The sequence below is a fragment of the Mesorhizobium sp. USDA 4413 genome (assembly GCF_056280365.1).
This window is the reverse complement of the sequence record NZ_JBVPRP010000001.1, coordinates 4,105,445-4,129,942: the sequence shown is the minus strand read 5'-3', so window position 1 is coordinate 4,129,942 and position 24,498 is coordinate 4,105,445. Positions and strand designations below refer to the sequence as shown.

The window sequence follows — 24,498 nt, the reverse complement described above, 5'->3', positions numbered from 1 at the left end:
ACAGCCAAGAGATGTTCCAGAAGATCCTCATCGCCAATCGCGGCGAAATCGCGCTCCGGGTGCTGCGCGCCTGCAAGGAGCTCGGCATCCAGACGGTGGTGGTCCATTCCACCGCGGATTCCGATGCCATGCATGTGCGGCTTGCCGACGAGAGCGTGTGCATCGGCCCGCCGCCCTCGCGCGAAAGCTATCTCAACATCCACCAGATCGTGGCTGCCTGCGAGATCACCGGCGCCGACGCGGTGCATCCGGGCTACGGCTTCCTGTCGGAGAACGCCAAGTTCGCCGACATCCTGGCGGCCCACAACATCACCTTCATCGGCCCGTCGGGCGACCATATCCGCATCATGGGCGACAAGATCGAGGCCAAGCGCACGGCAAAACGCCTCGGCATTCCCGTCGTCCCCGGTTCCGACGGCGCGATCAGCGACGACAAGGAAGCCAAGCGCATCGCCGCCGAGATCGGCTATCCGGTGATCATCAAGGCCTCGGCCGGCGGCGGCGGCCGCGGCATGAAGGTGGCGCATACCGAAGCGGACCTCGAAGTCGCGCTGCAGACAGCCAAGTCGGAAGCGGGAGCGGCCTTCGGCGACGACGCCGTCTACATCGAGAAATATCTGGAGAAGCCGCGCCATATCGAGGTGCAGGTGTTCGGCGACGGGGCCGGCCGCGGCGTGCATTTCGGCGAGCGCGACTGCTCGCTGCAGCGGCGGCACCAGAAAGTCTGGGAGGAAGCCAATTCGCCGGCGCTCAATGCCGAGGAACGTTCGCGCATCGGCGACATCTGCGCCAAGGCGATCGCCGATCTCGGCTATTCCGGCGCCGGCACGATCGAATTCCTCTACGAGAATGGCGAGTTCTATTTCATCGAGATGAACACGCGCCTGCAGGTCGAGCACCCGGTGACCGAGGCGATCACCGGCATCGACCTCGTGCACGAGCAGATCCGTGTCGCTTCGGGCGGCGGGCTGTCGGTCCGGCAAGAGGAAATCAAGTTCACCGGCCATGCCATCGAGTGCCGCATCAACGCCGAGGACCCGCGCACCTTCGCGCCCTCGCCCGGCACGATCACACATTTCCACACGCCCGGCGGGCTCGGAGTCCGCGTCGATTCCGGTGTCTATTCCGGTTATAAGATCCCGCCCTATTACGACAGCCTGATCGGCAAGCTGATCGTGCATGGCCGCAACCGCGTCGAATGCATGATGCGGCTGCGCCGCGCGCTCGACGAATTCGTCGTGGACGGCATCAAGACGACGCTGCCGCTGTTCCGCGACCTTGTCGGCAACCCGGACATCGCCAATGGCGACTACGACATCCACTGGCTGGAAAAATACCTGGCTAAGGGTGAATAGCTCGGGGATGCGATGACCCGCCCCTACGCGCCAGGCTATCGCATTCCGACCGACCTGCTGCTTCGGGCCTATGCCTCTGGCGTCTTCCCGATGGCCGAGAGCGCCGACGACCCGGAAGTGTTCTGGGTGCGGCCGGAAACGCGCGGCATCATTCCGCTGGACGGTTTCCATATACCGCGCAGCCTCAAGAAGACGATCCGCAAGCATCCGTTCGAGATCCGCTACGATTTCGATTTCGAGGCGACGATCGACGGCTGCGCCGAAAGGCGCGAGGAGCGCCGCTCGACCTGGATCAACGCGCCGATCCGCGAAGCCTATGTCGAATTGTATCGACTTGGGCATTGCCATTCGGTCGAGGCGTGGCGTGAGGGCCGGTTGGTGGGCGGCCTCTATGGCGTTTCGCTCGGACGCGTGTTCTTCGGCGAAAGCATGTTCGCCAGGGAGACCGATGCGTCGAAGACGTGTCTCTACTATCTCGTCGAACGGCTGAAGGCGCGCGGCTTCGAGTTGCTCGACACCCAGTTCACGACCGAGCATTTGAAGCGCTTCGGCGCCGTCGACGTGCCGCGCGGCCAGTACGAGAAAATGCTCGCCGAGGCGCTGAAGGGCGAGGCTGTCTTCTATCCCTGAGGATCAGTCCTATGCCGCGTCGATCGGCGTCTGCGCATGGAACATCATCTTCCAACCGTCGGCGCGGTGGACATAGCCGGTGCTGACGAGCGCCGCATAGGATTCGCCGTTGTCGCGCGTTGCGCGCGCCTCGTAAGTCAGCATGACGATATCGCTGCCCGGCTCGACCATGCCCTTCAGCGTGATGTCGAGGTCGCGCCAGCGGTTGGGCTTGCTGGCCGTCGCAGCCAATTCAGCATTGGTCATCGCCTTGGCCATTTGCGGAAAGGCGACCAGGCATTCCATATCGGCGTTAGCTTCATAATAGGCGGAACCGCCTGACCAAAAGCCCTTCTCTATATCGAGAAGCTCCTGCTTGTTGGCGGTGATCGGCTTCTTGGTGGTCATCGCGGAATCCTTCTCGCCTCGTCGCCGATTTGCAACGGCTCACGGGCGGGCAGGTTCCGAGATCAGTTGGTGTTGGTCGTGTCGTCCGGCTCCGGCGCTGCGTCTGCCGGCTCCGACGCTGCGTCGGCCGGTTGCGCTGCAGCCTTGGGCTTGGCCGCCTGGGCCTTCGGCTTGGCCGTGTCGGCCTTGGCCGCGGTCGGCGGCGGCACATCCGACTTCTGCTTGCAGCCCTTGAGCCAGACGTCATAAACGGCGTGCTCGACGGCGTTGAGGCCGGGGCTTTCGGCAAACATCCAGCCGGTGAAGATGCGACGGATCTTGCGGTCGAGCGTGATCTCGTCGACCTCGACGAAGGAATCGGTCTTCGGCTGCTCCGTATCCGGCCGCGAATAGCAGACGCGAGGCGTCACCTGCAAAGCGCCGAACTGCACGGTCTCGTCGATATAGACGTCGAAGGTGATGATGCGGCCGGTGATCTTGTCTATGCCGGCGAACTCGGCCACCGGATTGGTGATGCGGTCGGAGACCGCAGGCGCAGGGGCCGGCGCCTGCGCGGCGGCGAATGCGCCGGTCGAAGCAACCAGAAGAGAGATCGCCGCGATCAGCGCCCTTGAGGAATGGCTTCGAATCCGGGAACGCAATTCCGGACGGAAGGCCACGGCGGAGGCACCGGGCCTAACCGCTGCGCACTTTCCCTGGAATTGCTCTGGATCGCTCATGCAAAAATACCGGTGGTTGCGCCCGGGTGATTCTTCAATGCCCAAGGCTAATCGAGGCCGCGCTATCAGCAAGCAGCTAAACGCCAATTGTGGCGACAAAGGACCGAAGCGGCGTCCTGGACGCGGATTACGATCCGGGCGTCCAGGCGTCGTAGTCGCCGGTCACCTGCGGGCGATGCTGGTTGGTCAGGATCGAGCCCTTCGGACGATAGGCCGACGGCGTTCCGGTCGGATTCGCCTGATGCGGCTTCTGCCATTCGCGCGGCTTGTAGTTCTCGCTGGTGGGAGCGGTGTCGACGCGGTGATGGATCCAGCCATGCCAGCCGGGCGGGATCTTCGAAGCTTCCGAATAGTCGCGATAGATGACCCAGCGGCGCGTGCGGCCTTCCGAATCGACCCCGCCCTCGTAATAGACGTTGCCTGCTTCGTCCTCGCCCACCCTCTTGCCGAAGCGCCAGGTGTGGAAGCGGGTGCCGAGCGTCTGGCTGTTCCACCAGGTGAAAAACTGCAGCAGGAAAGTTTTCATCCAGATCCTCGCGGCGGCAGCGGCTCCTGCCTTTCCCCTGCTTATGGCGTCACGTCACCGCGAAGGCAAGGGCTTTGCCATACGCCGAACGCAAATGCTTCGTGCGCTAAATCGATGCAGTTGTCCTGCCGGTGGCAACGCGGCTTGCCAAGCGTTGCCTGTCTTTCTAAAGCTCGGCCCGCCCCGTTTCGGGCGCGCCCAGACCCGGATGATTTCAGGTCGAATCGACCTGAAATCATCCGGGTCTGAATCGAAGAGATAGAGCATGATGTCGTCCGAAAACCGCTACACACTTTTCGGCATCATGCTCTAGGGAGGTGACGATTGACCCGGGATCCGTCCTCCGACAGCCGGATCAGCGCCGAAGACATTCGCCGCCGCAAGGGCGGCGTGCCGATCGTCTGCCTCACCGCCTATACCTATCCCGTCGCCCGCCTGCTCGATCCACATGTCGACCTGCTCCTGGTCGGGGACAGCGTCGCCATGGTCCTGCATGGCCATGCCACCACGCTCGGCGCCTCGCTGGAGATGATGATCGCACACGGACAGGCCGTGATGCGCGGCTCGGCCAAGGCCTGCGTGGTGGTCGACATGCCGGCGGGCAGCTACGAGGCCTCGCCGGCGCAGGCCGTGGCGGCGGCGAAGCGCATTGTCGAGGAAACGGGCTGCCAGGCCGTGAAGCTCGAAGGCGGCGTCGACATGGCTTCGCGGATCGCGGCGATCGTCGCCGAAGGGATACCGGTCATCGGCCATATCGGCCTGCAGCCGCAATCGGTCGAGAAGGATGGCGGCTACAAGATCAAGGGCCGGACGGAGGACAACATCGCTGCCCTGTTCAGCGATGCCGAAGCGGTGGAAGAAGCCGGCGCTTTTGCGGTCGTCATCGAGGGCACGATGGAGCCCGTGGCCGCGAAGCTGACCCATCACATTTCCATACCGACCGTTGGCATCGGCGCCAGCGCCGAATGCGACGGCCAGATCCTGGTGATCGACGACATGGTCGGCATGACCGTCGACCGTGTGCCGAAATTCGTCAAGGAATTCGCCAACTTGCGCGGCGCGATAACGGATGCGGCGGCACGCTACGCCGCCGAAGTGCGCAGCCGCACTTTCCCCGGTCCCGATCACGTCTTCACGGCGGCCTCCGGCAAGGACAAGACATGAACGCGCCAATCGTCGTCGACAGCGTCGCCGCCCTTCGGGCGCAGGTCCGGGACTGGCGGCAGGCCGGCCTTAAGGTCGCCATGGTGCCGACGATGGGGGCGCTGCATGACGGCCATATCTCGCTGGTCAGGATCGCGCTCGAACGGGCCGAGCGGTGCGTCGTCTCGATCTTCGTCAATCCGACGCAATTCGCGCCGACGGAAGATCTCGACAAGTACCCGCGCCAGCTAGCGCGCGATCTCGACCGGTTGCGGGATGCAGGCGCGCATCTCGCCTTCACGCCGGACGTGAGCGAAATGTACCCCTCTGGCTTCGCCATCAAGATCTCGGTCGGCGGCCCCTCCCGCGGCCTGGAAACAGACTTCAGGCCGAGCTTCTTCGACGGCGTCGCGACCGTAGTGGCCAAGCTCTTTCTGCAGGCGGCGCCCGATTGCGCCGTGTTCGGCGAAAAGGACTACCAGCAGCTCTGCGTCGTCAGGCAGCTCTGCCGCGATCTCGATTTGCCGGTCGAGATTATCGGCGCGCCGACCGTGCGCGATGCGCACGGCCTCGCCATGTCGTCGCGCAATGCCTATCTCGGCGCGACAGAGCTCGAGATCGCGCGCAAGCTCAATTTGGTCCTCTGCCGCACGGCGGCGGCGCTTTCAGCCGGCGCGGATGAGGCCGCCGCGACCGAAGATGCCGCAAAGGCGCTGGTCTCGGCAGGCTTCCAAAAGGTCGACTATGTCGCCGCCCGCGCGAGCGTCACGCTCGAACCCTGGCAGCGGGGCCGAGACGGACGCCTGCTCGCGGCGGCATGGCTCGGCACAACCCGGCTGATCGACAATGTGGAAATTCCCTCCGCCTGAGCGATCCTTGCCGATCGGCGGCTGTGCATCGGTGCAACCGCGCCGCCGCTGCGCTCGGCCTGATCGCGCGACGTCTACTCTTCCGACGGCATATGGAGATACTGATAGGTCACGCCGCCAAAAGTCTCATCCGACACTTCGGTCGGCATCAGTTCCGGCAGGCTCGGCATGGCAATCCCCCATTTACTGGCGACGCCTCTGCCTTAGTGGAGGGCCCGACCCTGGCGACGAGCAGCCTTGATCGCGCGGATCGGCGCGATCAAATCAAAACCGCGCGATGAATGGCCGTGCTCGCCGCCGATCTAGCGGATCCGCTTCTCCATGATGAGGGCGGGCAATCCCGAACTACCGCCGCAATCGGCGGTCCTGCCTGCCGGGCGGAACCCATTCGCCTCGTAGAAGGCGATCGTCGCGGCATTTGCTTCCTCGACTTCGAGGCGCAGCGTGTCCATCTCCGGAAAACTGGCTTCGACTTCGTCGAGCAGCGACTGGCCAATCCCCTGCCGCTGGCAGGTCGGATGCACATAAAGCTGGTTCAAAAGGACGATCTTCGGGTCGGTGGTGGCGGCGGCGAACGCCATGCCGCCGAGCCGCTTGCCATCGTCAGCCACCAGGAACTCGGAATTCGGGCGGGTCAGCCGCGCCCTGAGGGAGGCGATCGAATGCCAGTCGTCGGTGATCGCCGCAACCCGCTCGGCCCCATAGATGGCATCGTAAGTGGCATGCCAAGTCTCGACCAGCAACGCACGGACGGCTGCGAGATCACGTTCGCTCGCCGTCCGCACGAACATCGCTAGCCCTCGATGCCGAGCTTTGCCTTGACGAGGTCGTTCACCGCCTGCGGGTTGGCCTTGCCGCCTGTCGCCTTCATCACCTGGCCGACGAACCAGCCGGCCATGGTCGGCTTGGCGCGCGCCTGTTCGGCCTTGTCGGGATTGGCGGCGATGACCTCGTCGACGGCCTTCTCGATGGCGCCGGTGTCCGTGACCTGCTTCATGCCTCGGCTCTCGACGAGCTCACGCGGATCTCCGCCCTCATTCCAGACGATCTCGAACAGGTCCTTGGCAATCTTTCCGGAAATGGTGCCTTCCTTGATCAGGTCGATGACTGCTCCAAGCTGCTCCGGCGAAAGCGGAGCATCTTCAATGTCTTTTCCGGCTTTGTTCAAGGCGCCCAGCAGATCGTTGATGACCCAGTTGGCCGCGAGCTTGCCGTCGCGGCCGGAGGCCACCTTCTCGAAATAGTCGGCGATCGGCTTTTCCGAGACCAGCACCGAAGCGTCATAGGCCGACAGGCCCAGCGATGAGATCAGCCGTGCCTTCTTGTCGTCGGGCAGTTCCGGCAGGTCCTTGGCGAGCGCGTCGACATAGGCCTGGTCGAATTCCAGAGGCAGAAGGTCCGGATCGGGAAAATAGCGATAGTCATGCGCCTCTTCCTTGGAGCGCAAGGAACGCGTTTCACCCTTCGCCGGGTCGAACAGGCGCGTCTCCTGATCGATCTTGCCGCCATCCTCTAGGATGGCGATCTGCCGGCGCGCCTCGGATTCTATGGCCTGGCCGATGAAGCGGATCGAGTTGACGTTCTTGATCTCGCAGCGGGTGCCGAAGGGACCTCCGGGACGGCGCACCGAGACGTTGACGTCGGCGCGCAGCGAGCCCTCGTCCATATTGCCGTCGCAGGTGCCGAGATAGCGCATGATCGAGCGCAGCTTGGTGACATAGGCCTTGGCCTCGTCGGCCGAGCGGATATCGGGCTTGGAGACGATCTCCATCAGCGCCACGCCGGAACGGTTGAGGTCGACATAGGACATGGTCGGGTGCTGGTCGTGCATCGACTTGCCGGCATCCTGTTCCAGATGCAGGCGCTCGATGCCGACCTCGATATCCTCGAACTCGCCCTGGCGGTCGGGCCCGACGGAGACGATTACCTTGCCCTCGCCGACGATCGGCTGCTTGTATTGCGAAATCTGGTAGCCCTGCGGCAAGTCCGGATAGAAATAGTTCTTCCGGTCGAAGACCGACTTGTGGTTGATCGCGGCCTTCAGCCCAAGCCCGGTACGGATCGCCTGCTTGACGCATTCCTCGTTGATGACCGGCAGCATTCCGGGCATCGCCGCATCGACCAGGCTGACATTGGCGTTGGGCGCGGCGCCGAACGAGGTCGAGGCGCCGGAAAAGAGTTTTGCTTCCGAGACCACTTGCGCATGCACTTCGAGCCCGATGATGACCTCCCAGTCGCCGGTGGCGCCGGGGATCAGACGTTTTGCGTCGGGGGTGCGGGTGTCGATGATGCTCATGGAGGCCTGCGGACTTAGAATTCTCGGAATTGCATTAATGCACATATCGCTGCGCAACTTCGCTAGTGCAAACAGCCCGTCGAGACAAGCGCAAAGCCCACACGCTGGCCTTTTCCGCCACGTTCGCCTATAGGACACCCATCCCAATGGAGAGTGGATGTCCACTTACGCTCAGTCCCGGTGAAGCCCTGACCTCCTGAGCGAGGCAGGGCAGAAAAACTGAAACCCGTGCCGCGACGTGTCGCGGCGGCGGCTTTGTTGTTTTTCCCGGGAATTCTCCAATGGACATATCGCGCAACGAACAGCGCATCCTGCACCTGCTCGCGCAGGGCGGGCGTATCGAAATCGAAAAGAACGAGAGCAGGAAGATCGCCTCGGTCCAGTGCCTGACCCGTGACGGCTGGCGTTATCCGGGCTTCGACCTGGAGCTCTTTCGGAAGCTGAGGCGCAAGAAAGCAGTTTCGTCGATAAATGGCGGCCCTTACCGCATCACCCGACGCGGGCTCCAACTCGTCCGCGCCGAGCTCGACAACCGATAAAGCAGGCCGCCGGCTGGAAACAGCCGGCGGTTTCCCCGCCCCCGCCTGCTCAGGCGGTGGCGATGTAGGCCCTGATCTCCTCGGCCTCGCGCTCGACCTCCTCGATGCGGCGCTTGACCACGTCGCCGATGGAGACGATGCCGTCGAGCAAGCCGTTTTTCTCCACCGGCAGATGACGGAAGCGGCCTCTCGTCATGATCTCCATGACCTCGTTGACCGTGTGATTTTCGTTGCAGATCTTGACCTTCGGGGTCATTGCCGAACGCACGGGGATGTCGAGCGCGGCGGCGCCCTCCTTGGCCACCACCCTGACGATATCGCGCTCGGAGAGAATGCCGACGATCTTTCGGTCGCCATTGGTGATGACGAGCGCGCCGATCCTGTGCTCGGCCAGCATCCGAATGGCCTCGCTGAGTTTCTCATTGGGCCCGAGCGTGAACACGTCATGGCCCTTGCTTTCAAGAATTGCCTTAACCGTCATGGCGTCCTCCACAGCCTTTGACGCCGGCTCCCGCCCTGACCGGCTTTCAGCCCCGGCGCCCTCTGGAAGACACTGGGTGCTCAGGCAACATCGTGCGCCGTGATTGGTTGCATTTCAAGTGCGCCTAAGGGCTAGTGCGTTTCCCCGTTTCACGGAAACGGCGAAACGCCCTATCTATCTGTTTTTACGCAATTCCGGACGGAAAACCGCTCACACTTTTCCTGGAATTGCTCTAGACGGCAACCTGCGGACGGTCGAAGAAACGCAGCCCGAAAAAGCCGGCGACGAAGCCGCCTATATGCGCCTCCCAAGCGATCTGGCCTTCTATCCCCGGCGCGAAGCCGAGCAGGCCCGTGGCGAGATTTATGACCATCCAGACCCCCAGAAAGGTCATGACGCCTCGCGAGCGCAACACCGCCGTGATCGGCAAGGGCTCGCCGGTGAAGGCCGCCCCGCCTGACGAACGGTCGACGCGAAAGCCATAGCGCGCCGCCGCCCCCATCATGCCGGAGATCGCGCCCGACGCACCGACCAGTGGCACCTCGCCAAGCGGATGCAGCGCCCAGAAGAGCGCTACCGAAGCGAGGCTCGTTGCCGCGAAGAACAAGGCGAAGCGCACCGTGCCAAATCGATTGGCCAAAGGCGAACCAAAAGCGGCAAGCCAGATCATGTTGATCAACAGATGCGCCACGCCGCCATGCAGGAAGGCATAGGTAAAGGGACTCGAAAAAGCATAGAAATCAAGGTCGTATCGGCCTGAATAGCGAATGGGGACGAAGGCCGCGCGGACGAGCAGGGCAAAATCCTGGTCGTCGGTCAACAGATAGATACGCACCAGGTGGACGGCCACGCAGATGCCGATCACCGCCAGCACTGCAGGCGGCAGGTTGAACACGGGTTCGCGGCGCGGCGGGTCGGAAGCCCCGTCCGGCAACGGTTCGTTTTCAGTGGGGCTTGCGGGCTCGCTCATGCACCCTTGCAGGTCCGGGACTCGAGGGATTCGAGGAGCATGTAGATCACGTCCTTTCGAATCACAAACGGCTATTCGCCACAGCCGGCCGCAGAAAAAGAGGCGAATCAGAACAGCAGCGAATCAAAAAGAAGGCCGTCCAGGATTTCCCTGAACGGCCGGTCGAGTCCCCCTGCTCCCCATAAACCCGTGACTGAAGTGCTGCCGATCGTTGCGAGACGACCGTTTTGGAGTGGTTTTGGTGTGCCACAGACCTCAGTGGCGCGCAATGTAAACCACTTGTTAACCTTAACGACCCCGAGGCGTGAACAAACGTTAACGATACTGGCACGCATCCTGCTCCGCACCGCATGAAGGTCATCGGAGGGCGCCCTGTCTGTTCGCCGATGGAACATCAAAAGACAGATTGTGCGGAGCGGAATGGACATGAAAGAAAAAGGATCGATCGCGCTGTTCCAATATTGGAACCGGCTGCGTGATGGCCGCCTCGCCCCGAAGCGATCGGAGGTGGAGCCGGCCGACATCAAGTCGCTTCTGGCCGACACTTTCATCCTCGAGCGCGACACGCGCGGCGAAGCGGTGTTCCGGCTCGCGGGCACAAGGCTCTGCGCCTATTATGGCCGGGAGCTCAAGGGCTTCTCCTTCCCTTCGCTCTGGCGCGAGAAGGACCAGCGACTAATGTCGCGGCTTACGCAAGGTGTTTTCGATCAGAAGTCGGTCCTGCTCATGACCTATGAGGGGTTCAGCCGCAACGGCCGCTCCAACAAGTTCGAGCTCCTGGCGCTACCGCTGGACGGAGGCGCCGAGAACCCGCGCTGCCTCGGCATCATCAGCACCGCCGACAAGCCCTTTTGGCTTGGCGCCGATCCGATCGCCGACGCCCTCATCGATACGATCCGGGTGATAGATCCCGACAGGGAGCCGATGTTCCTGAAGAACCGTCCGGCGATCGACGTCCCCTCGCTCGTTCCGGCCGAATTCGATCCTCCGGAGACCATTTCGGCGCTTGGTCGCGTGCGCCGCATCCGCCATCTCGTCGTCCTTGACGGCGGGCGCCACGAGTGAACCTTGCCGCGCGGGATTTGCCCTTCCCTCGCGGTTAGTTTTCCGCGTCCGCATGCCTCCAGACCCGGGCTTTCGCGGGCGATTTTTTCCGTTTGTTAACCTGCCTTGCTGTAGCTTTTTTGAGCGAAATTCCCCGCATCGTCGCGCGGAATGCCAACGGGGTGTAGGCAGTCATGAGGTCAGCGGCGGTAGAATATGCGCCGTCACGAGCTGAGCGGCGCAATTTCCAGCGTGTCCGCGTCAAGATCTACGGACGTTTCATGCTGGAAGACCGCACCGAACATCCATGCCAGGTGATCGACATGTCGCCCGGCAACGTTGCGTTGCGCACGGATCGTATCGGCAAGCCGGGCGAGAAGGTCATCGCCTATATCGACCATATCGGTCGTGTCGAGGGCATCGTGACGCGCACGTCTCAGGACGGCTTCGCCATGACCGTCATCGCCTCCGACCGCAAGAAGGACAAGCTTGCCGCTCAGCTCACCTGGCTTGCCAACAAGCACGAGCTCGACCTGCCCGAGGACCGCCGCCACGAGCGCGTGGCGCCGCGCAATCCGATGAGTGTCCTGCAGCTCACCGACGGGCGCCAGTATCAGTGCCGCATCATCGACCTGTCGCTCTCCGGCGCTGCGATCGAGATCGACGTCAAGCCGGCCATTGGCGTCCAGGTCATGCTCGGCACGATGCGCGGCCAGGTGGTGCGCCATTTCGAGGACGGCGTCGCCATCGAGTTCGCGGTCATCCAGCGGCCGGAGACGCTCGACCAGGAATTCAACGCGCCGCGATCCTGATATAAGCTCCCGCAAACAAAGAGAACCGGCCCTCGGCGGCCGGTTTTTTGTTGCGAGATTTTGCCTTCCGGAGGCAGGGCCACCCGATGCCATCAGAACCTCGCAAGTCTGAATAGCATTCGAACGCGATAGTTCAAATTTTATGCGTATTCTACTGGCGTTTTACTCAATGTCTACTTCGGGTTTTTGCGTCAAATAAATCCCAACGTGGCACAGTCTCCTCAAACGGGGAGACTACCACAATGAAAATGACGAGGGGCAAGCTGTTGCTCTTAGCAATGGCGATGCAGCTTTCCGCGTGGGGCACGGCAAGCGCAGGACCGGCTTTCATGCATACGGGTGGCCGCACCACCCAGCCGGTCGGTCACTATGATTTCTGCCAGCGCATTCCGGCCGAATGCAACCAGCGGACGCCGAAAGGTCCCCCGGTCGAGCTGACGCGCAAGCTGTGGGCGACGATCGTCAACGTCAACAATTCGGTCAACATCCGCGTCAAGCCGCGCACCGATATGGAAATCTACGGCGTCGAGGAATACTGGGCCTATCCCGACGGTGGCTATGGCGACTGCGAGGACTATGCGCTGGAGAAGCGCCGCGAACTGATGGCCGTCGGCGTGCCGGCCGGCGATCTGTTGATCACGGTGGTGCGCCAGCCGAATGGCGACGGCCATGCGGTGCTGACGGTGCGCACCAGCCTCGGCGAATTCATCCTCGACAATCTCGAGCCGAAAGTGCTCGCCTGGAACGACACGGTCTACACCTATCTCAAACGTCAATCGACGGAGAATTCGGGCGTTTGGGTGACGATCAACGACGGCCGCGAGGACGCGGTCGCCAGCGTCCGCTAAGGCGCCAAAGCGATCGGGTACGTCGCCCGCGAGGCGCGACGTGCCCAGGGAGAAAGCCCGGTCGAGTCCCCACCCTCCCCGTCCCCAACGACCGGGTTTTAGGAGCCGGCCCCTGTCCCCGGGGCCGGCTCCGCCATTTCGGGCTGCGCCCGTCGGGAACAGACGACCGACGCCCTGCCGAGCGCCGCTGGCCGAGGTGCTCTTTCCGATCGAGGTGGATGGGAGCAATATAGCTCGTTCATTGCGGATGAAGGCGATGCTGGAAGTCCCTGAGGATCGCGGCGCCCGCTACTTGCTCTTCAAGACTATAGACGAGGCCTTCAAGGCCGGGGATTTCGCGGCCCTGGGTGTTGCGCTCGGCGGCTCTGCGCGCTGGTTCGACGAAAGAATGCCGTTCGAGCTCGGCCTTGGCCATCCGCTGGAATATGCGATCTATTGGAGCCCTGCCGCGTTCATCGCCGCGCTTCTCGATGCTGGGTCGGATCCGAACTATGAAGATCCTGCCGGCTTTCCTTCGCTCATTGCGGCGTTGTCGACGGAGCGGCCGGACCGGCTGGATGTCCTCCACATCCTGCTCGAGCACGGCGCCGATCCGGATATGCGCGGCGTGAACGACTGGACGCCGCTGCACTATGCAGTGTCCCGGCGCGACGCCGAGGCGATCCGTCTCCTGCTGCTGGCAGGCGCGGATCCGTCACTGAGAACCCGTATCGACGATTATGAAACGGCACTGGATGGCGCCGAGCAGGCCGGCTTCGAAGCCGGCATCTTTCTGCTGCGTGAAGCGCTGAACAATCGCCGCGCATGATGGCTGGCCGCCGCCGTCACACTGCCTTGAGCTTGGCCTTGAAGCGTTTTGCGTTGGCCACATAGTGCGCCGCCGAGACGCGCAACCGCTCGATCGCCGCTTCGTCCAGCGTCCTGATCACCTTGGCCGGCGAGCCGACGATCAGCGAATTGTCCGGAAAAACCTTGTTTTCCGTCACCAACGCGCCGGCGCCGACCAGCGAATTGTTGCCGATCCTGGCGCCGTTCAGCACGATGGCACCCATGCCGATCAGGCTGTTGTCGCCAATCGTGCAGCCATGCAGCAGCGCTCTATGGCCGATCGTGCAGCCTTCGCCGATGGTCAGCGGAAAGCCGGGATCGGTGTGCATGATTGTATGTTCCTGCACATTGGTGTAGGCGCCGATCGTAATGGGTTCGCCATCGCCGCGGATGGCGACGCCGAACCAGAAGCCGACATTGCGGCCGATCCGGATATTGCCGATCAGCGTGGCGTCCGGCGCAATCCAGTTCGTATCGACGTCCTCGAACTCAGGCGCTTTCCCATCGATCGCATAGACCGGCATTTTTCCACTCCGAATCGTCTCAACCTGCGAATTCGAAGGACCCTAAATTCTCGGTCGCCCAGGAAGCAATGGCGATAAGCACGACGCCAAGCGCCAGCGCCCAGGCGATGGCCGTGCAGCCGCAGGACAAGAGCGCCATCGTGCCGATGCGGCCTTCGCGGCGGGCGGCCAAGGCCTCGTTGGTGAGCATGAACGGCCCGGCGCACGCCGTTGCCGCGAGCGAACGCAGAATATGGACCGGCGAAACATAGGGTTCGGCAAAGGCCAGGCGCCGGCCGGACAGCAGTTCCATGGCCGAGCCGGCCAGTCCGCAAGCCGTGACGCCAACCGCAAACGCGTAAAGAACAAGCACAACGGGATCCATGTTTACCAACCGTTTACCATGAAAACGCACAGTCGTGCCAACGCGCTGCAAGAGCCATGCCGCGCCGGCTGTGCCGCCGAAGGACAGGCGGACGGATCGGGGAAGAGCAAATGAAAGACGCAACGGCTGCCGAGAGCCCGGACTTCGAGCTCGTCGATTCGGCCCTGATGAAGCGGGTCTTCTACATCTTCGCGGCGCTGGCGCTGCTTTCGGTGGCGATCAGCGTCGGCGGCAAATGGCTTGGACGGTCGATCGCCATGGCCGGCTATACGGATGACACGACGGTGCGCCAGGTCGTCATGGGCAACAATCTCATCAGCGTGCCGGCAAACTTCATCCGCTTCGACCAGGCCAGGCGCGACGGTGTCGCCTCGCGGCTTGATCTCTATCTGCGCTATCCCGAGATGGACGGCTACAGCACGGCCGCGCGCGACGACTTCAACCACACGACGACCAGGAAGATCATCTTCCTGTCGTTCGAGCCGCGGATGATGTCGCGCGACATGAGCGGCCGTTTCGCGCCGATCTACAGCGCCCTGATCGAAAAGCCGGGCAAGCCCGGCCCGGGCGGCACGACGATTTATACCTTCACGGAAAAGTCAGGCTATCTGAACGAAGTACTGGCCGTCGCCGAACGTCCCGGCAAGGATCCGTTCGTCGCCCGCTGCCTGAGCGGCCCGAGCGCGGAAGAATCTTTGGCGCCCTGCGAACGCGATATTCAGGTCGGCGACGATCTCAGCCTGACCTACCGTTTTCCACGCGAGCTGCTGGCGAACTGGCCGGCGCTCGACGCGGCAATCGCCACGAAAGTGGCGAGCATCCTCAACACCGGGCGCTGAAGCGCGGCGCCGGAGCCCCGTGCACGCCGCCCTCTCTCCTTACCTGGCTCAATGTATTGGCACGACGGGCGCCAAGATACGGTCTGGCATCGGGCTGACAAGGCGCGCTAATGGTCAGGCATGATGCCAGCCTATCTCGACTTCGACTCAGCCGGCCGCCGTCTGCGGCTCGATCCGCACGAACCCGCCTTCGTGCAGAATCCTTATGAGGCCTATGCCTTCCTGCATGGCGCTGCCAACGCGTTCTTCTGGGAAGACTATGGTTTCTGGTGTTTTGGCGGTTTCGACGACGTCAGCCGGCTGCTGCGCGACCGCCGCTTCGGCCGGCAGAACCCGGCCGGCATTCCGGACAGCCGCGGCGTGGGCGACGACCGCTCGCATCTCGTCGCCTTCGATGCCATCGAGGCCAATTCCATGCTGGAGCTCGAGCCGCCGGTGCATACGAGGCTCAGAACGCTGGTCAATCGCGCCTTCGTCTCGCGCCAGGTTGAGCGGCTCAGGCCACGGATCGAGGCTTTGGCGAACGAGCTGATCGACCGTTTCCATCCGGACCGCGTCGACCTCCTGCCGGCCTACGCCTCGCCCTTGCCGATCACCATGATCGCCGAGATGCTCGGCGTTCCGGTGGAGATGGGGCCGCAACTGCTCGACTGGTCGCACCAGATGGTGGCCATGTACATGCATGGCCGCACGCGCGAGACCGAGGACACGGCCAACCGCGCCGCGCGCGATTTCGCTGCCTTTATGCGCGGTTACGTGACCGAGCGGCGCAAGAAGCCCGGCGACGACCTGCTGTCGCTCTTGATCGAAGCCCAGGACAACGGCCAGAAGCTTTCGGAAGACGAACTGGTGTCATCGGCCATCCTGCTCCTCAATGCCGGCCATGAGGCGACCGTGCACCAGACCGGCAATGCGGTGCGCTCGATTCTCGCGCAAGGCGGCGATGCGCGCCGCTTCTTCGAAACCCCGGAGAAAAATGTCGCGGCGGTCGAGGAATGCCTGCGCTACGATGCGCCGCTGCATATGTTCTTGCGCTATGCCTATGAGGAGATCGAGGTTTCGCCGGGCATACTCGTCAAACCCGGAGAGATGGTCGCGTTGCTGCTCGGCATGGCCAACCACGATCCCTTGGCCTTTGCCGAGCCCGGCACGTTCAATCCCGCCCGCACGGACCAGAAGAACGTCTCCTTCGGCGCCGGCATCCATTTCTGCATCGGCGCGCCGCTGGCGCGACTTGAGCTGCAGATGTCGTTGAAAACGCTGTTCGACCGGTTGCCGGATCTACGCCTGGCGGAAGCGCCACGCTTCCGCGACAGCTATCATTTCCATGGGCTGGAAAGACTGACGGTCACCCTTCGAGGCGACACGAAATGAGATTCGCGTTCCTGCAGGAGCCTCCCTTCTGCTTCACCGATGTTTCCGGCAGGGTCGGTGGCTGTGACACAAAGCTCGCCTCGAAAATTTGCCAGATGCTCGACCTGGAGGATTTCTCGCCGATCGAGGCTGAGTTCGCCGAACTGCTGCCGGGAGTGGCCAACGGTCGCTGGGACATGACGACAGGTCTGTTCGTCTCGGACGAGCGCAAAAGGCTCGTGGAGTTTACACGGCCGATCTGGTCGTTGCCTGACGGACTGATGGTCGCCAAGGACAATCCGTTAGGGCTGAAGGGCTACCGTTCGCTTGCCCGGCACCCTTCAGCGATACTCGCCGTGATATCGGATCAGATTCAGCATCAAACCGCGTTGCAGAACGGCGTTCCGCCCGATCGGATCAGAATATTCGCGACGCAGGCGCAGGCAGCAGAGGCCGTGGCGAAGGGTACGGTGCAGGCTTATGCCAGCGTCGCCATGGCGCATAGTGGCTACATTGCCCAGCGACCCGATGAGCGGCTCGATGTCGTCGAGGTTCCCGCATTGGAGAAGCAGCCCGCCGCTGGCGCGTTCGCGTTGGCCAGGAGCAATCCCGCGCTACGTCAAAAAGTGGATCGGTGCCTGAATGAATTGCTTGGCGGTCCCTGGCACCGGAAGATGATGAGCGAATACGGCTTTTCCGACGGTGATATCGATAGGCTGCTATGAGCCGGCCGAAGCCGTCAGAGCTTGATCACATATTCCTTACGGGTCGTCTCCAGCACTTCCCAGGTGCCCTTGAAACCCGGCCGCAACACGAAGCTGTCGCCGGCCCGCACGGTGCGCGCCTCGCCGCCATCCTCGGCGATCACGGAGACGCCGGACAGGATGTGGCAGAATTCCCATTCGTCATAGACGATGCGCCATTTGCCCGGCGTCGCTTCCCAGACACCGGCATAAAGGCCGCCCTCGCGCTCCTCGACATTCCAGGTGCGGAATTTCGGATCGCCCGAGATTACCCGGTCCAGGGCCGGCGCGCCGGCCTCCGGTTCGACGCTTTCGATATTGATCGCAAGAAAGGCCGACATATCAGACCTTGCCGAGCGCCTGTTCGAGATCGGCGACGATGTCGTTGACGTCCTCGATGCCGATCGACAGCCGCACCGTGTCCGGTCCGGCGCCGGCCTTGACCTTCTGCTCGTCGGAAAGCTGACGGTGCGTGGTCGAGGCCGGATGGATAACCAGCGACTTAGTGTCGCCGACATTGGCAAGGTGGGAGAAAAGCTCAAGCGCCTCGACGAATTTGACGCCGGCCTCGTAGCCGCCTTTGAGGCCGAAGGTGAAGACGGCGCCCGCGCCCTGCGGCGAGTATTTCTTCTGCAGCGCATTGTTCTTGTCGCCGGGAAGGCCGGGATAATTCACCCAGGCAACCTTGGGATGATTGGAGAGCCAGCCCGCGACGCTCGCCGCATTGTCGCAGTGGCGCTGCATCCTGAGCGGCAGCGTTTCCAGGCCGGTCAAAAGCAGGAAGGCGTTGAAGGGCGAGATCGCGGCGCCGATGTCGCGCAGGCCGAGCACGCGCGCGGCAATCGCGAAGGCGAAGTTGCCGAAGGTTTCGTGCAGGACGAGACCGCCATATTCGGGACGGGGCTCCGACAGCATCGGATATTTGCCCGACTTCGACCAGTCAAAGGTGCCGCCATCGATAATGCCGCCGCCGATCGAATTGCCGTGGCCGCCGATGAACTTGGTCAACGAATGCACGACGATGTCGGCGCCGTGCTCGATCGGCCGCACCAGATAGGGCGAGGCCAACGTGTTGTCGACGATCAGCGGCAGGCCGTGCTTGCGGGCGATGTCGCCGATTTTCTCGATGTCGACGAAGACGCCGCCGGGATTGGCAAGGCTCTCGATGAAGATTGCCTTGGTCCTGTCGTCGATCTGGCTCTCGAAGGTCGAGGGATCGATCGGATCAGCCCAGCGCACCTCCCAGCCGAAATTCTTGAAGGCATGACCGAACTGGTTGATCGATCCGCCATAGAGCTTGTTGGCGGCGACGAAATTGTCGCCCGGCTGCATCAGATTGTGGAAGACCAGCACCTGGGCGGCATGGCCGGAGGCGACGGCAAGCGCGGCGGTGCCGCCTTCCAGCGCGGCAAGGCGCTCCTCGAGCACCGCCTGCGTCGGGTTCATGATGCGGGTGTAGATGTTGCCGAAGGCCTTCAGCCCGAACAGCGAGGCGGCATGGTCGGCATCGTCGAAGACATAGGAGGTGGTCTGGTAGATCGGCGTGGCGCGGGCGCCGGTTGCCGGATCGGGCTTTGCGCCGGCATGAACGGCTAAAGTGTTGAAACCGGGCGTACGGGTCATCGAAAACCTACCTCTCCTGATCTTTCGAAAATCGCCGGGCATTCTTGGCGAACCCCGAGTTGGAATGCAAAGAAGAAAAATACCTTTCGGGGCGCGATCTGCGACCAACGCCGGGAAAATCCAATTCTTCCCGGATAATTTTTCCAAGCCAGGCCAGAGGCCTACTTCTGCCGCACGCCGAAGCTCTGGAAGCCCTGTCTCATCAAAGGCTTCTTCGACGACAGCACGCCGGAGTTGACACCGGTCCAGCCGATCTCGCCGGACAGCTTGCCATATTCGATCTTCGGGCAGCGGTTCATCACCACCTTGATGCCCGCGGCCTCGGCGCGGGCAGCCGCCTCGTCATGACGCACGCCAAGCTGCATCCAGACGACCTTGGGCAGCGGGTCGAGCTTCAGCACCTGGTCGATGATGCCGGGCACCGCCGCGGAGCCGCGGAAAATGTCGACCATGTCCACCGGACGCGGCAGATCGGCGAGGCTCGCATAGACCGTCTGTCCGAGGATCTGCTTACCGGCATGACCGGGATTGATCGGCAGCACCGAAAAGCCTTTGGCCAAAAGGTATTTCAGCACGAAATAGCTCGGCCGCACGTCGTTGGGCGAGGCGCCGACCATGGCGATCGTCCTCACCGAATTCAGGATGCCGGCGATGTAGGCGTTGTCGTATGCGTCGTGATTCATGCTGCGATGGTCTTCCTGCGATAATGGTAGCGATAGAGCTCGCGGCTGAAGCCGAGGGAAGCGTAGAGCGCGCGTGCGGGCGCGTTGTCGGCGACCACCTGCAGGCACCCGGCCTTTGCGCCCGCCCACCTGGCCCAGCCGATCAGCCTGCCGACCGTCCTGCGGCCGAGCCCCTGCTGCCTGAATCCGGCTTCGGTTTCAACCGCCTCGAGGACGAGCAACCGGTTGCGGATGACGCCAAAGGCAAAGGCCGCGATTTGGCCATCACGCTCACACGACACGAATGCCCTGTCGCCCGCGATCAAGCTCGTCATATGGCGAAAAATGCGGCGCTCCGCATCGTCGTAGCCGCCGGTACGGAAACGCGCCTCGAACCAATTCTCCGTTGGCGCTGCCGAGACTGTGATGTCGTCATCGCTGTGCCCCTGAAGCGCATCGATCTCGGCATGAAGGTGTAGCGTCCCGCCTTCGCGGCCGTAATCCCGACGGTCGAGTTCGAGTTCCAGTTCAGGCGCGATGTCCGGAACGCGAAACAGCGGGGCCTGGCCATGGCCGGCGTAGAACGCCTCGGCGGCGTCGATCACTCCCTCAGGCGCGCCGCGCCGGCCACGCAAGGGGTTGGCGGAATTCGGCCGCCTTATCCGCCCGCCTGAGCGGCGAAACACCCATCCGAGAGCGACAGTCTCAAGCGCGGCAGGCCATGCCTCGCGACAGGCTTGTTCCACTTCCCAACTGAGATCGCCCCGGTTCATGCGCCCACCGCTACTCATCGTCGTCCCGCAGCGCCTCCTCCATAAACATCTGCGGATCGCTGCAGAAGTCGCGCATCATGCGAAAATGATCGGTATCCTGAAAATCGATCGGGTCGAGGCCGAAGCGGCTGATGCGGAATAGCCGCGCATTCGGGTAAGCCATCAGCAGCGGCGAGTGCGTCGCCATGATCACCTGCGCAGTGCCGGATTGCTCCATGCGTTGAAGCAGTTTCAGCAGCTCGATCTGGCGCGTCGGCGACAGCGCGCTTTCGGGCTCGTCGAGGATATAGATGCCTTGCCTGCGGCAACGCTCCTCGAAGAAGCGGATGAAGCCTTCGCCATGCGACCATGACAGGAAATCCGGTGGCGCCGCCCCGACATCCAGCGCGGCTTGGTCGAGATAGCGCGACACGGAGTAGAAGGATTCGGCGCGAACGAACCATCCAGCGGTGACTTTGGGAAGCCAGTGGGCACGAAGTGTGGTGCCGAGTGCAGCACCGCTCTTGTCGACGGCACGCGAATGGTCGACCGGCATATAGCCCTTGCCGCCGTCCGCCTCGTCATAGCCGGCAAGCGCGCCGATGGCTTCGAGCAGTGTCGATTTTCCGGTGCCGTTCTCGCCGACGATGATGGTTATGGCCGAGGGGAATTCGAACTCGAACCCGCGATCGCGAAAGATCGGCAGGTTCCAGGGATATTGCTCCCAGTCGGCAACGCGCGAGGGCTCAAGCAGGATGCGCTTGAGATAGGGCGCTTTGAGCCGTGTCAGTTGCTTGCGGGCAGCCACATCGAACCTTCAGCGATAGAACGGCACGGCTCCATTCAAACCGGCTACTCGTCGCTCCATTCCGGCTTGCGTTTGCCGATAAAGGCGCCGATGCCTTCCTCAGCGTCGCGCGCCAACATGTTCTCGACCATCACGCGGCCGGTATAGGCATAGGCGTCGGCGAGTCCCATTTCGGCCTGGGTGTAGAAGGCTTCCTTACCGGTCTTGACCACCGAAGAGGATTTGGAAGCAATTGTTTGCGCGTATTTGTTGACAACTTGATTGAGATACTCGCGCGGCACGATGCGGTTGACCAGACCGAATTCCTTGGCGGTCGCGGCGTCGATCGTCTCGCCGGTAAGCAGCATTTCCATCGCCTGCTTGCGCGAGACGTTGCGCGACAGCGCCACCATCGGCGTCGAGCAGAACAGGCCGATATTGACGCCCGGCGTGCAGAAGGTGGCCTCGTGCGAGGCGATCGCAAGGTCGCAGCTCGCGACCAGTTGCAGACCGGCGGCGGTCGCCAGGCCGTCGACCTCGGCGATCACCGGTTTTGGGTGGCGCACGATCGTCTGCATCAACGTTGCACAGGCCGCGAAGGTCGTTGCGAAGAAGGCCTTGCCGCGATCCGCGTCGGCGCGATGCGCCGTCATTTCCTTAAGGTCGTGACCGGCACAGAACACTTTTCCCGACGCCGCCAGAATGATGACGCGCACGGATTTGTCGGTCTTGACGCGATCGAACTCGGCCTGCAGTGCCGCCATCGTCGCCAGCGACAGCGCATTGGCCGGCGGGTTGGCAAGCGTGAGGCGCAGGACGCCCTTGTCCTGGCTGACAAGAACGGGGCCGTCGGGGACGGCGGGTTTGATGGCGACGACTTCAGCCATGTCCAACCTTTCGGGGTCAGCGCTCGCGGCGCATGGAGCAACAGAACTAGCACGCTGCCGGTTGAAGAAAAGCCGAGAGACGTGTTTTCTCCGTCGCACCGTTTGGTCCAGGCCTATCGCCTGGAGCTTGCCATTCATATAGGACGCCATCATGCCCGCCCAAAGCGATCTGAAACCAATGCTCAACGCGGCGGAAGTCAATGCGCTGATGGCAAGGGTCTATCCGCAGCTCAACGACAGCTTCACCTCCTATGAGGCGATCGAGGTGTTTCCCGGCGGTTGCACGGTGCGGCTCAACGCCGATGAGAGGCATCTGCGCCCCGGCGGAACGGTCTCGGGTCCGTCGCTGTTCACGCTGGCCGACATCGGCGGCTATGTCTGCGTGCTCAGCCACGCCGGACCGGATGCGCTTTCGGTGACGGTCAACCTCGACATCAATTTCATGCGCAAGGCCGCGGCCGGGCCGATCGACGGCCATTGCCGCATCCTCAAGCTTGGCAAAAGCCTGATGGTGTTCGACATCGACATCGTGGCGGGGCCGGACGGGCAAACGGTAGCGCACGCCACCGGCACCTATTCGATCCCGAGGAAGCGGATAACCGACAAGCCGGCCTGACGTGTTGCCGGAACTCCCAGTCGACACGTTCGTTCTGCGGCATGCCCGATGTTACAACCTACCTTGCCTTTGTCGGCGCCGTGCTCGCCTATCAGCTTTCCGGTGTCGGTCCCGACATGATGCTGGTGATCAGCCGCGGCGTCGGGCAAGGCTGGCGCCACGCCTTGGCTACGGCAGCGGGCTGCGTGTCGGCCGGCGTCGTCCAGATTCCATTGCTGGCAATGGGGCTTGCCTCGCTGATCACATCCTCCCCATCTCTTTACAGCTTCCTTCAGATCGTCGGCGCCATCTATCTGATCGCCATCGGGATCAAATTCCTTTTGAAGCGTCGGGCGGGCGAAGATGGCGGTGTATCTACCTTTGCCAAGACGAGCAGCATTCCGGCCGCTTTCCGGCAAGGCATGATTTGCAATCTCACCAATCGACCACGCTCGCTTTCATGCTGGCGGTGCTGCCGCAATTCGTTCACCCCTGGAACGGTTCGCCTGCGCTGCAGTTCATCATTCTCGGCGCGACCATGAAAATGACCGGACTGGTTATTCTTAGCGCGGTCGCGTTGACCTCCGGCGCGGTCGGCGGCTGGCTGGCGCGCCGAGGCGCGTTCCTCGTTTGGCAGGAAAGGCTGACAGGAGCCCTAATGGTCGGTATCGGCGTCAGGCTCTTCCTGGCCGCTGTGACCGGGCGGCGGTGAACAAGAGAAAGCTGTCGGATATGTGGTAAAATAATACCACTCCTGTTAGCCATTGTATTTAAATAGTTTTTCGCGATCGAAGACCGCGGTCGACACTTGACGCGTCAGACACCCTCGCCTATAAGCCGACCCGAAGCAGCGGCCCACAAAGGCCGCCGTTTTGTTATTGGCGGTGGCTCCGGCTTTCCCGTCAATCCAAGCAACAAGAAAACGCCTTTCTTTCCTTCGGGTCTGGAAGGTCCAACCTGAGAGAAAACCATGGCTACCTTTTCGCAGAAGCCTGCGGATGTGGTGAAGAAGTGGGTGCTGATCGACGCCGAGGGTCTCGTCGTCGGTCGTCTGGCCACTGTCATCGCCAACCATCTGCGCGGCAAGCACAAGCCCACCTTCACCCCGCATGTCGATGATGGCGACAACGTCATCGTCATCAATGCCGACAAGGTGGTGTTCACCGGCAAGAAGTACACCGACAAGGTCTATTACTGGCACACCGGCCATCCCGGCGGCATCAAGGAGCGCACCGCGCGCCAACTGCTCGAGGGTCGTTTTCCCGAGCGCGTCGTCGAGAAGGCCGTCGAGCGCATGATCCCGCGCGGCCCCCTTGGCCGTCGCCAGATGAAGAATCTCCGCGTCTATGCCGGCGCCGAGCATCCGCACACCGCCCAGCAGCCCGTCACGCTCGACGTGGCCAAGCTGAACTCCAAGAACAAGAGGGCCTCGTAATGGCTGAGCTTTCCTCGCTCGCAGAACTCGGCACGGTCGCCGCGCAGCCGGCCGCGCCCGTGCATGTCCAGAAGCTCGACAAGTCGGGCCGCGCCTATGCCACCGGCAAGCGCAAGAACGCCATCGCGCGCGTCTGGGTAAAGCCGGGCTCCGGCAAGATCACCGTCAACGACAAGGAATTCGCGACCTATTTCGCGCGTCCGGTGCTGCAGATGATCCTCAACCAGCCAATCGTCGCGGCCAACCGCGCCGGCCAGTACGACATCGTCGCCACCGTCATCGGCGGCGGCCTCTCGGGCCAGGCGGGCGCCGTTCGTCACGGCATCTCCAAGGCGCTGACCTACTACGAGCCGGGCCTACGCTCGGTGCTCAAGAAGGGCGGCTTCCTGACCCGCGACAGCCGCGTGGTCGAGCGCAAGAAGTACGGCAAGGCGAAGGCCCGCCGCTCGTTCCAGTTCTCGAAGCGCTAATAGGCGCTTGGGGCCGA

Annotated in this window: 32 protein-coding genes; 17 read left to right on the top strand and 15 right to left on the bottom strand. The window is 62.7% G+C overall.

What is annotated here, in order from left to right; translation table 11 throughout:
- Positions 1-11 precede the first annotated feature (11 nt).
- Positions 12-1,355 (top strand): acetyl-CoA carboxylase biotin carboxylase subunit, encoded by a 1,344-nt coding sequence (gene accC, locus ACVMIM_RS20130; protein WP_040999851.1) that lies wholly within the window; start codon positions 12-14, stop codon positions 1,353-1,355.
- A 12-nt stretch (positions 1,356-1,367) separates the two neighbouring features.
- The gene (gene aat / locus ACVMIM_RS20125) at positions 1,368-1,985 is read left to right on the top strand and encodes a leucyl/phenylalanyl-tRNA--protein transferase (RefSeq protein ID WP_040999852.1); all 618 of its coding nucleotides are present in this window, start codon (positions 1,368-1,370) and stop codon (positions 1,983-1,985) included.
- Between the two features lie 9 nt (positions 1,986-1,994).
- Here aat and ACVMIM_RS20120 read toward each other — a convergent pair whose 3' ends face one another.
- From ACVMIM_RS20120 to ACVMIM_RS20110, 3 genes are all read right to left on the bottom strand, one after another.
- A complete protein-coding gene (locus ACVMIM_RS20120) occupies positions 1,995-2,372 on the bottom strand; it encodes a hypothetical protein (protein WP_476114124.1) in 378 nt (125 codons plus the stop codon).
- Between the two features lie 62 nt (positions 2,373-2,434).
- A complete protein-coding gene (locus tag ACVMIM_RS20115) occupies positions 2,435-2,974 on the bottom strand; it encodes a DUF2155 domain-containing protein (RefSeq protein ID WP_476117307.1) in 540 nt (179 codons plus the stop codon).
- A 244-nt stretch (positions 2,975-3,218) separates the two neighbouring features.
- Positions 3,219-3,617 carry an NADH:ubiquinone oxidoreductase subunit NDUFA12 gene (locus tag ACVMIM_RS20110; RefSeq protein WP_040999855.1) on the bottom strand — a complete coding sequence of 133 codons (399 nt, stop codon included), beginning with the start codon at positions 3,615-3,617 and terminating at the stop codon, positions 3,219-3,221.
- A 324-nt stretch (positions 3,618-3,941) separates the two neighbouring features.
- On the opposite strand from ACVMIM_RS20110, the gene panB reads away from it, so the two are divergent.
- Complete coding sequence (panB, locus tag ACVMIM_RS20105; RefSeq protein WP_476114123.1) at positions 3,942-4,781, top strand: 3-methyl-2-oxobutanoate hydroxymethyltransferase; 840 nt, start codon at positions 3,942-3,944, stop codon at positions 4,779-4,781.
- Positions 4,778-5,629: a pantoate--beta-alanine ligase gene (gene panC / locus ACVMIM_RS20100; RefSeq protein WP_476114122.1), complete on the top strand. Its 852-nt coding sequence runs from the start codon at positions 4,778-4,780 to the stop codon at positions 5,627-5,629. Before panB ends, panC begins: the two co-directional genes overlap by 4 nt.
- A gap of 302 nt (positions 5,630-5,931) precedes the next feature.
- On the opposite strand, the gene ACVMIM_RS20095 is transcribed toward panC, so the two are convergent.
- Together ACVMIM_RS20095 and gatB are read right to left on the bottom strand one after the other, a co-directional pair.
- Entirely contained in the window at positions 5,932-6,420 is a 489-nt protein-coding gene (locus tag ACVMIM_RS20095) for an N-acetyltransferase family protein (protein ID WP_476114121.1), read from the bottom strand.
- 2 nt (positions 6,421-6,422) lie between these two features.
- Complete coding sequence (gene gatB / locus ACVMIM_RS20090) at positions 6,423-7,925, bottom strand: Asp-tRNA(Asn)/Glu-tRNA(Gln) amidotransferase subunit GatB (protein WP_476114120.1); 1,503 nt, start codon at positions 7,923-7,925, stop codon at positions 6,423-6,425.
- A gap of 281 nt (positions 7,926-8,206) precedes the next feature.
- Between gatB and ACVMIM_RS20085 the strand changes: the two genes are divergently transcribed.
- A complete protein-coding gene (locus tag ACVMIM_RS20085; protein ID WP_476114119.1) occupies positions 8,207-8,464 on the top strand; it encodes a YjhX family toxin in 258 nt (85 codons plus the stop codon).
- Between the two features lie 49 nt (positions 8,465-8,513).
- Here the strand turns inward: ACVMIM_RS20085 and ACVMIM_RS20080 are convergent, their stop codons facing one another.
- Positions 8,514-8,945, bottom strand: a complete 432-nt coding sequence (locus ACVMIM_RS20080; protein WP_476114117.1) for a CBS domain-containing protein — start codon at positions 8,943-8,945, stop codon at positions 8,514-8,516.
- Between the two features lie 232 nt (positions 8,946-9,177).
- Positions 9,178-9,915 (bottom strand): rhomboid family intramembrane serine protease, encoded by a 738-nt coding sequence (locus ACVMIM_RS20075; protein WP_476114115.1) that lies wholly within the window; start codon positions 9,913-9,915, stop codon positions 9,178-9,180.
- Positions 9,916-10,341: 426 nt separating this feature from the next.
- Between ACVMIM_RS20075 and ACVMIM_RS20070 the strand changes: the two genes are divergently transcribed.
- The 4 genes from ACVMIM_RS20070 (at position 10,342) to ACVMIM_RS20055 (ending at position 13,427) form a co-directional block, all read left to right on the top strand.
- Positions 10,342-10,980, top strand: coding sequence for a PAS domain-containing protein (locus ACVMIM_RS20070; RefSeq protein ID WP_476114114.1), 639 nt, complete (start codon positions 10,342-10,344; stop codon positions 10,978-10,980).
- 173 nt (positions 10,981-11,153) lie between these two features.
- Complete coding sequence (locus ACVMIM_RS20065; RefSeq protein WP_040999862.1) at positions 11,154-11,771, top strand: PilZ domain-containing protein; 618 nt, start codon at positions 11,154-11,156, stop codon at positions 11,769-11,771.
- A gap of 242 nt (positions 11,772-12,013) precedes the next feature.
- Positions 12,014-12,619, top strand: a complete 606-nt coding sequence (locus ACVMIM_RS20060; RefSeq protein WP_476114112.1) for a transglutaminase-like cysteine peptidase — start codon at positions 12,014-12,016, stop codon at positions 12,617-12,619.
- Between the two features lie 247 nt (positions 12,620-12,866).
- A complete protein-coding gene (locus ACVMIM_RS20055; protein ID WP_476114110.1) occupies positions 12,867-13,427 on the top strand; it encodes an ankyrin repeat domain-containing protein in 561 nt (186 codons plus the stop codon).
- 16 nt (positions 13,428-13,443) lie between these two features.
- Here the strand turns inward: ACVMIM_RS20055 and ACVMIM_RS20050 are convergent, their stop codons facing one another.
- Entirely contained in the window at positions 13,444-13,971 is a 528-nt protein-coding gene (locus ACVMIM_RS20050; RefSeq protein WP_476114109.1) for a gamma carbonic anhydrase family protein, read from the bottom strand.
- A 19-nt stretch (positions 13,972-13,990) separates the two neighbouring features.
- Positions 13,991-14,323, bottom strand: a complete 333-nt coding sequence (locus ACVMIM_RS20045; RefSeq protein WP_476114107.1) for a DUF6949 family protein — start codon at positions 14,321-14,323, stop codon at positions 13,991-13,993.
- Between the two features lie 122 nt (positions 14,324-14,445).
- On the opposite strand from ACVMIM_RS20045, the gene ACVMIM_RS20040 reads away from it, so the two are divergent.
- The 3 genes from ACVMIM_RS20040 (at position 14,446) to ACVMIM_RS20030 (ending at position 17,252) form a co-directional block, all read left to right on the top strand.
- Positions 14,446-15,174, top strand: a complete 729-nt coding sequence (locus ACVMIM_RS20040; RefSeq protein WP_476114106.1) for a hypothetical protein — start codon at positions 14,446-14,448, stop codon at positions 15,172-15,174.
- 120 nt (positions 15,175-15,294) lie between these two features.
- A complete protein-coding gene (locus ACVMIM_RS20035) occupies positions 15,295-16,548 on the top strand; it encodes a cytochrome P450 (protein ID WP_476114105.1) in 1,254 nt (417 codons plus the stop codon).
- Entirely contained in the window at positions 16,545-17,252 is a 708-nt protein-coding gene (locus ACVMIM_RS20030) for a transporter substrate-binding domain-containing protein (RefSeq protein ID WP_476114104.1), read from the top strand. The genes ACVMIM_RS20035 and ACVMIM_RS20030 overlap by 4 nt, the downstream gene beginning before the upstream one ends.
- Positions 17,253-17,266: 14 nt before the next feature.
- On the opposite strand, the gene ACVMIM_RS20025 is transcribed toward ACVMIM_RS20030, so the two are convergent.
- The 6 genes from ACVMIM_RS20025 to ACVMIM_RS20000 form a co-directional block, all read right to left on the bottom strand.
- Complete coding sequence (locus ACVMIM_RS20025; RefSeq protein ID WP_476114102.1) at positions 17,267-17,611, bottom strand: cupin domain-containing protein; 345 nt, start codon at positions 17,609-17,611, stop codon at positions 17,267-17,269.
- A 1-nt stretch (position 17,612) separates the two neighbouring features.
- Complete coding sequence (locus ACVMIM_RS20020) at positions 17,613-18,893, bottom strand: O-acetylhomoserine aminocarboxypropyltransferase (protein WP_476114100.1); 1,281 nt, start codon at positions 18,891-18,893, stop codon at positions 17,613-17,615.
- A 161-nt stretch (positions 18,894-19,054) separates the two neighbouring features.
- On the bottom strand, positions 19,055-19,576 hold the full coding sequence (locus ACVMIM_RS20015; RefSeq protein WP_278050797.1) for a CoA-binding protein: 522 nt from the start codon (positions 19,574-19,576) through the stop codon (positions 19,055-19,057).
- The gene (locus ACVMIM_RS20010) at positions 19,573-20,328 is read right to left on the bottom strand and encodes an N-acetyltransferase family protein (protein ID WP_476114098.1); all 756 of its coding nucleotides are present in this window, start codon (positions 20,326-20,328) and stop codon (positions 19,573-19,575) included. The genes ACVMIM_RS20015 and ACVMIM_RS20010 overlap by 4 nt, the downstream gene beginning before the upstream one ends.
- A gap of 10 nt (positions 20,329-20,338) precedes the next feature.
- Positions 20,339-21,115 (bottom strand): AAA family ATPase, encoded by a 777-nt coding sequence (locus ACVMIM_RS20005; RefSeq protein WP_476114096.1) that lies wholly within the window; start codon positions 21,113-21,115, stop codon positions 20,339-20,341.
- Positions 21,116-21,159: 44 nt separating this feature from the next.
- Entirely contained in the window at positions 21,160-21,981 is an 822-nt protein-coding gene (locus ACVMIM_RS20000; protein WP_476114095.1) for an enoyl-CoA hydratase, read from the bottom strand.
- A gap of 151 nt (positions 21,982-22,132) precedes the next feature.
- Between ACVMIM_RS20000 and ACVMIM_RS19995 the strand changes: the two genes are divergently transcribed.
- From ACVMIM_RS19995 to rpsI, 5 genes are all read left to right on the top strand, one after another.
- Complete coding sequence (locus tag ACVMIM_RS19995) at positions 22,133-22,597, top strand: PaaI family thioesterase (RefSeq protein WP_476114093.1); 465 nt, start codon at positions 22,133-22,135, stop codon at positions 22,595-22,597.
- An 80-nt stretch (positions 22,598-22,677) separates the two neighbouring features.
- On the top strand, positions 22,678-23,118 hold the full coding sequence (locus ACVMIM_RS19990) for a LysE family translocator (RefSeq protein ID WP_476114092.1): 441 nt from the start codon (positions 22,678-22,680) through the stop codon (positions 23,116-23,118).
- Complete coding sequence (locus ACVMIM_RS19985; RefSeq protein ID WP_476114090.1) at positions 23,115-23,288, top strand: hypothetical protein; 174 nt, start codon at positions 23,115-23,117, stop codon at positions 23,286-23,288. Before ACVMIM_RS19990 ends, ACVMIM_RS19985 begins: the two co-directional genes overlap by 4 nt.
- Before the next feature lie 258 nt (positions 23,289-23,546).
- Positions 23,547-24,011: a 50S ribosomal protein L13 gene (rplM, locus tag ACVMIM_RS19980; protein ID WP_040983169.1), complete on the top strand. Its 465-nt coding sequence runs from the start codon at positions 23,547-23,549 to the stop codon at positions 24,009-24,011.
- Entirely contained in the window at positions 24,011-24,481 is a 471-nt protein-coding gene (gene rpsI / locus ACVMIM_RS19975) for a 30S ribosomal protein S9 (RefSeq protein WP_040999876.1), read from the top strand. The genes rplM and rpsI overlap by 1 nt, the downstream gene beginning before the upstream one ends.
- The last annotated feature ends 17 nt before the right edge of the window (positions 24,482-24,498 follow it).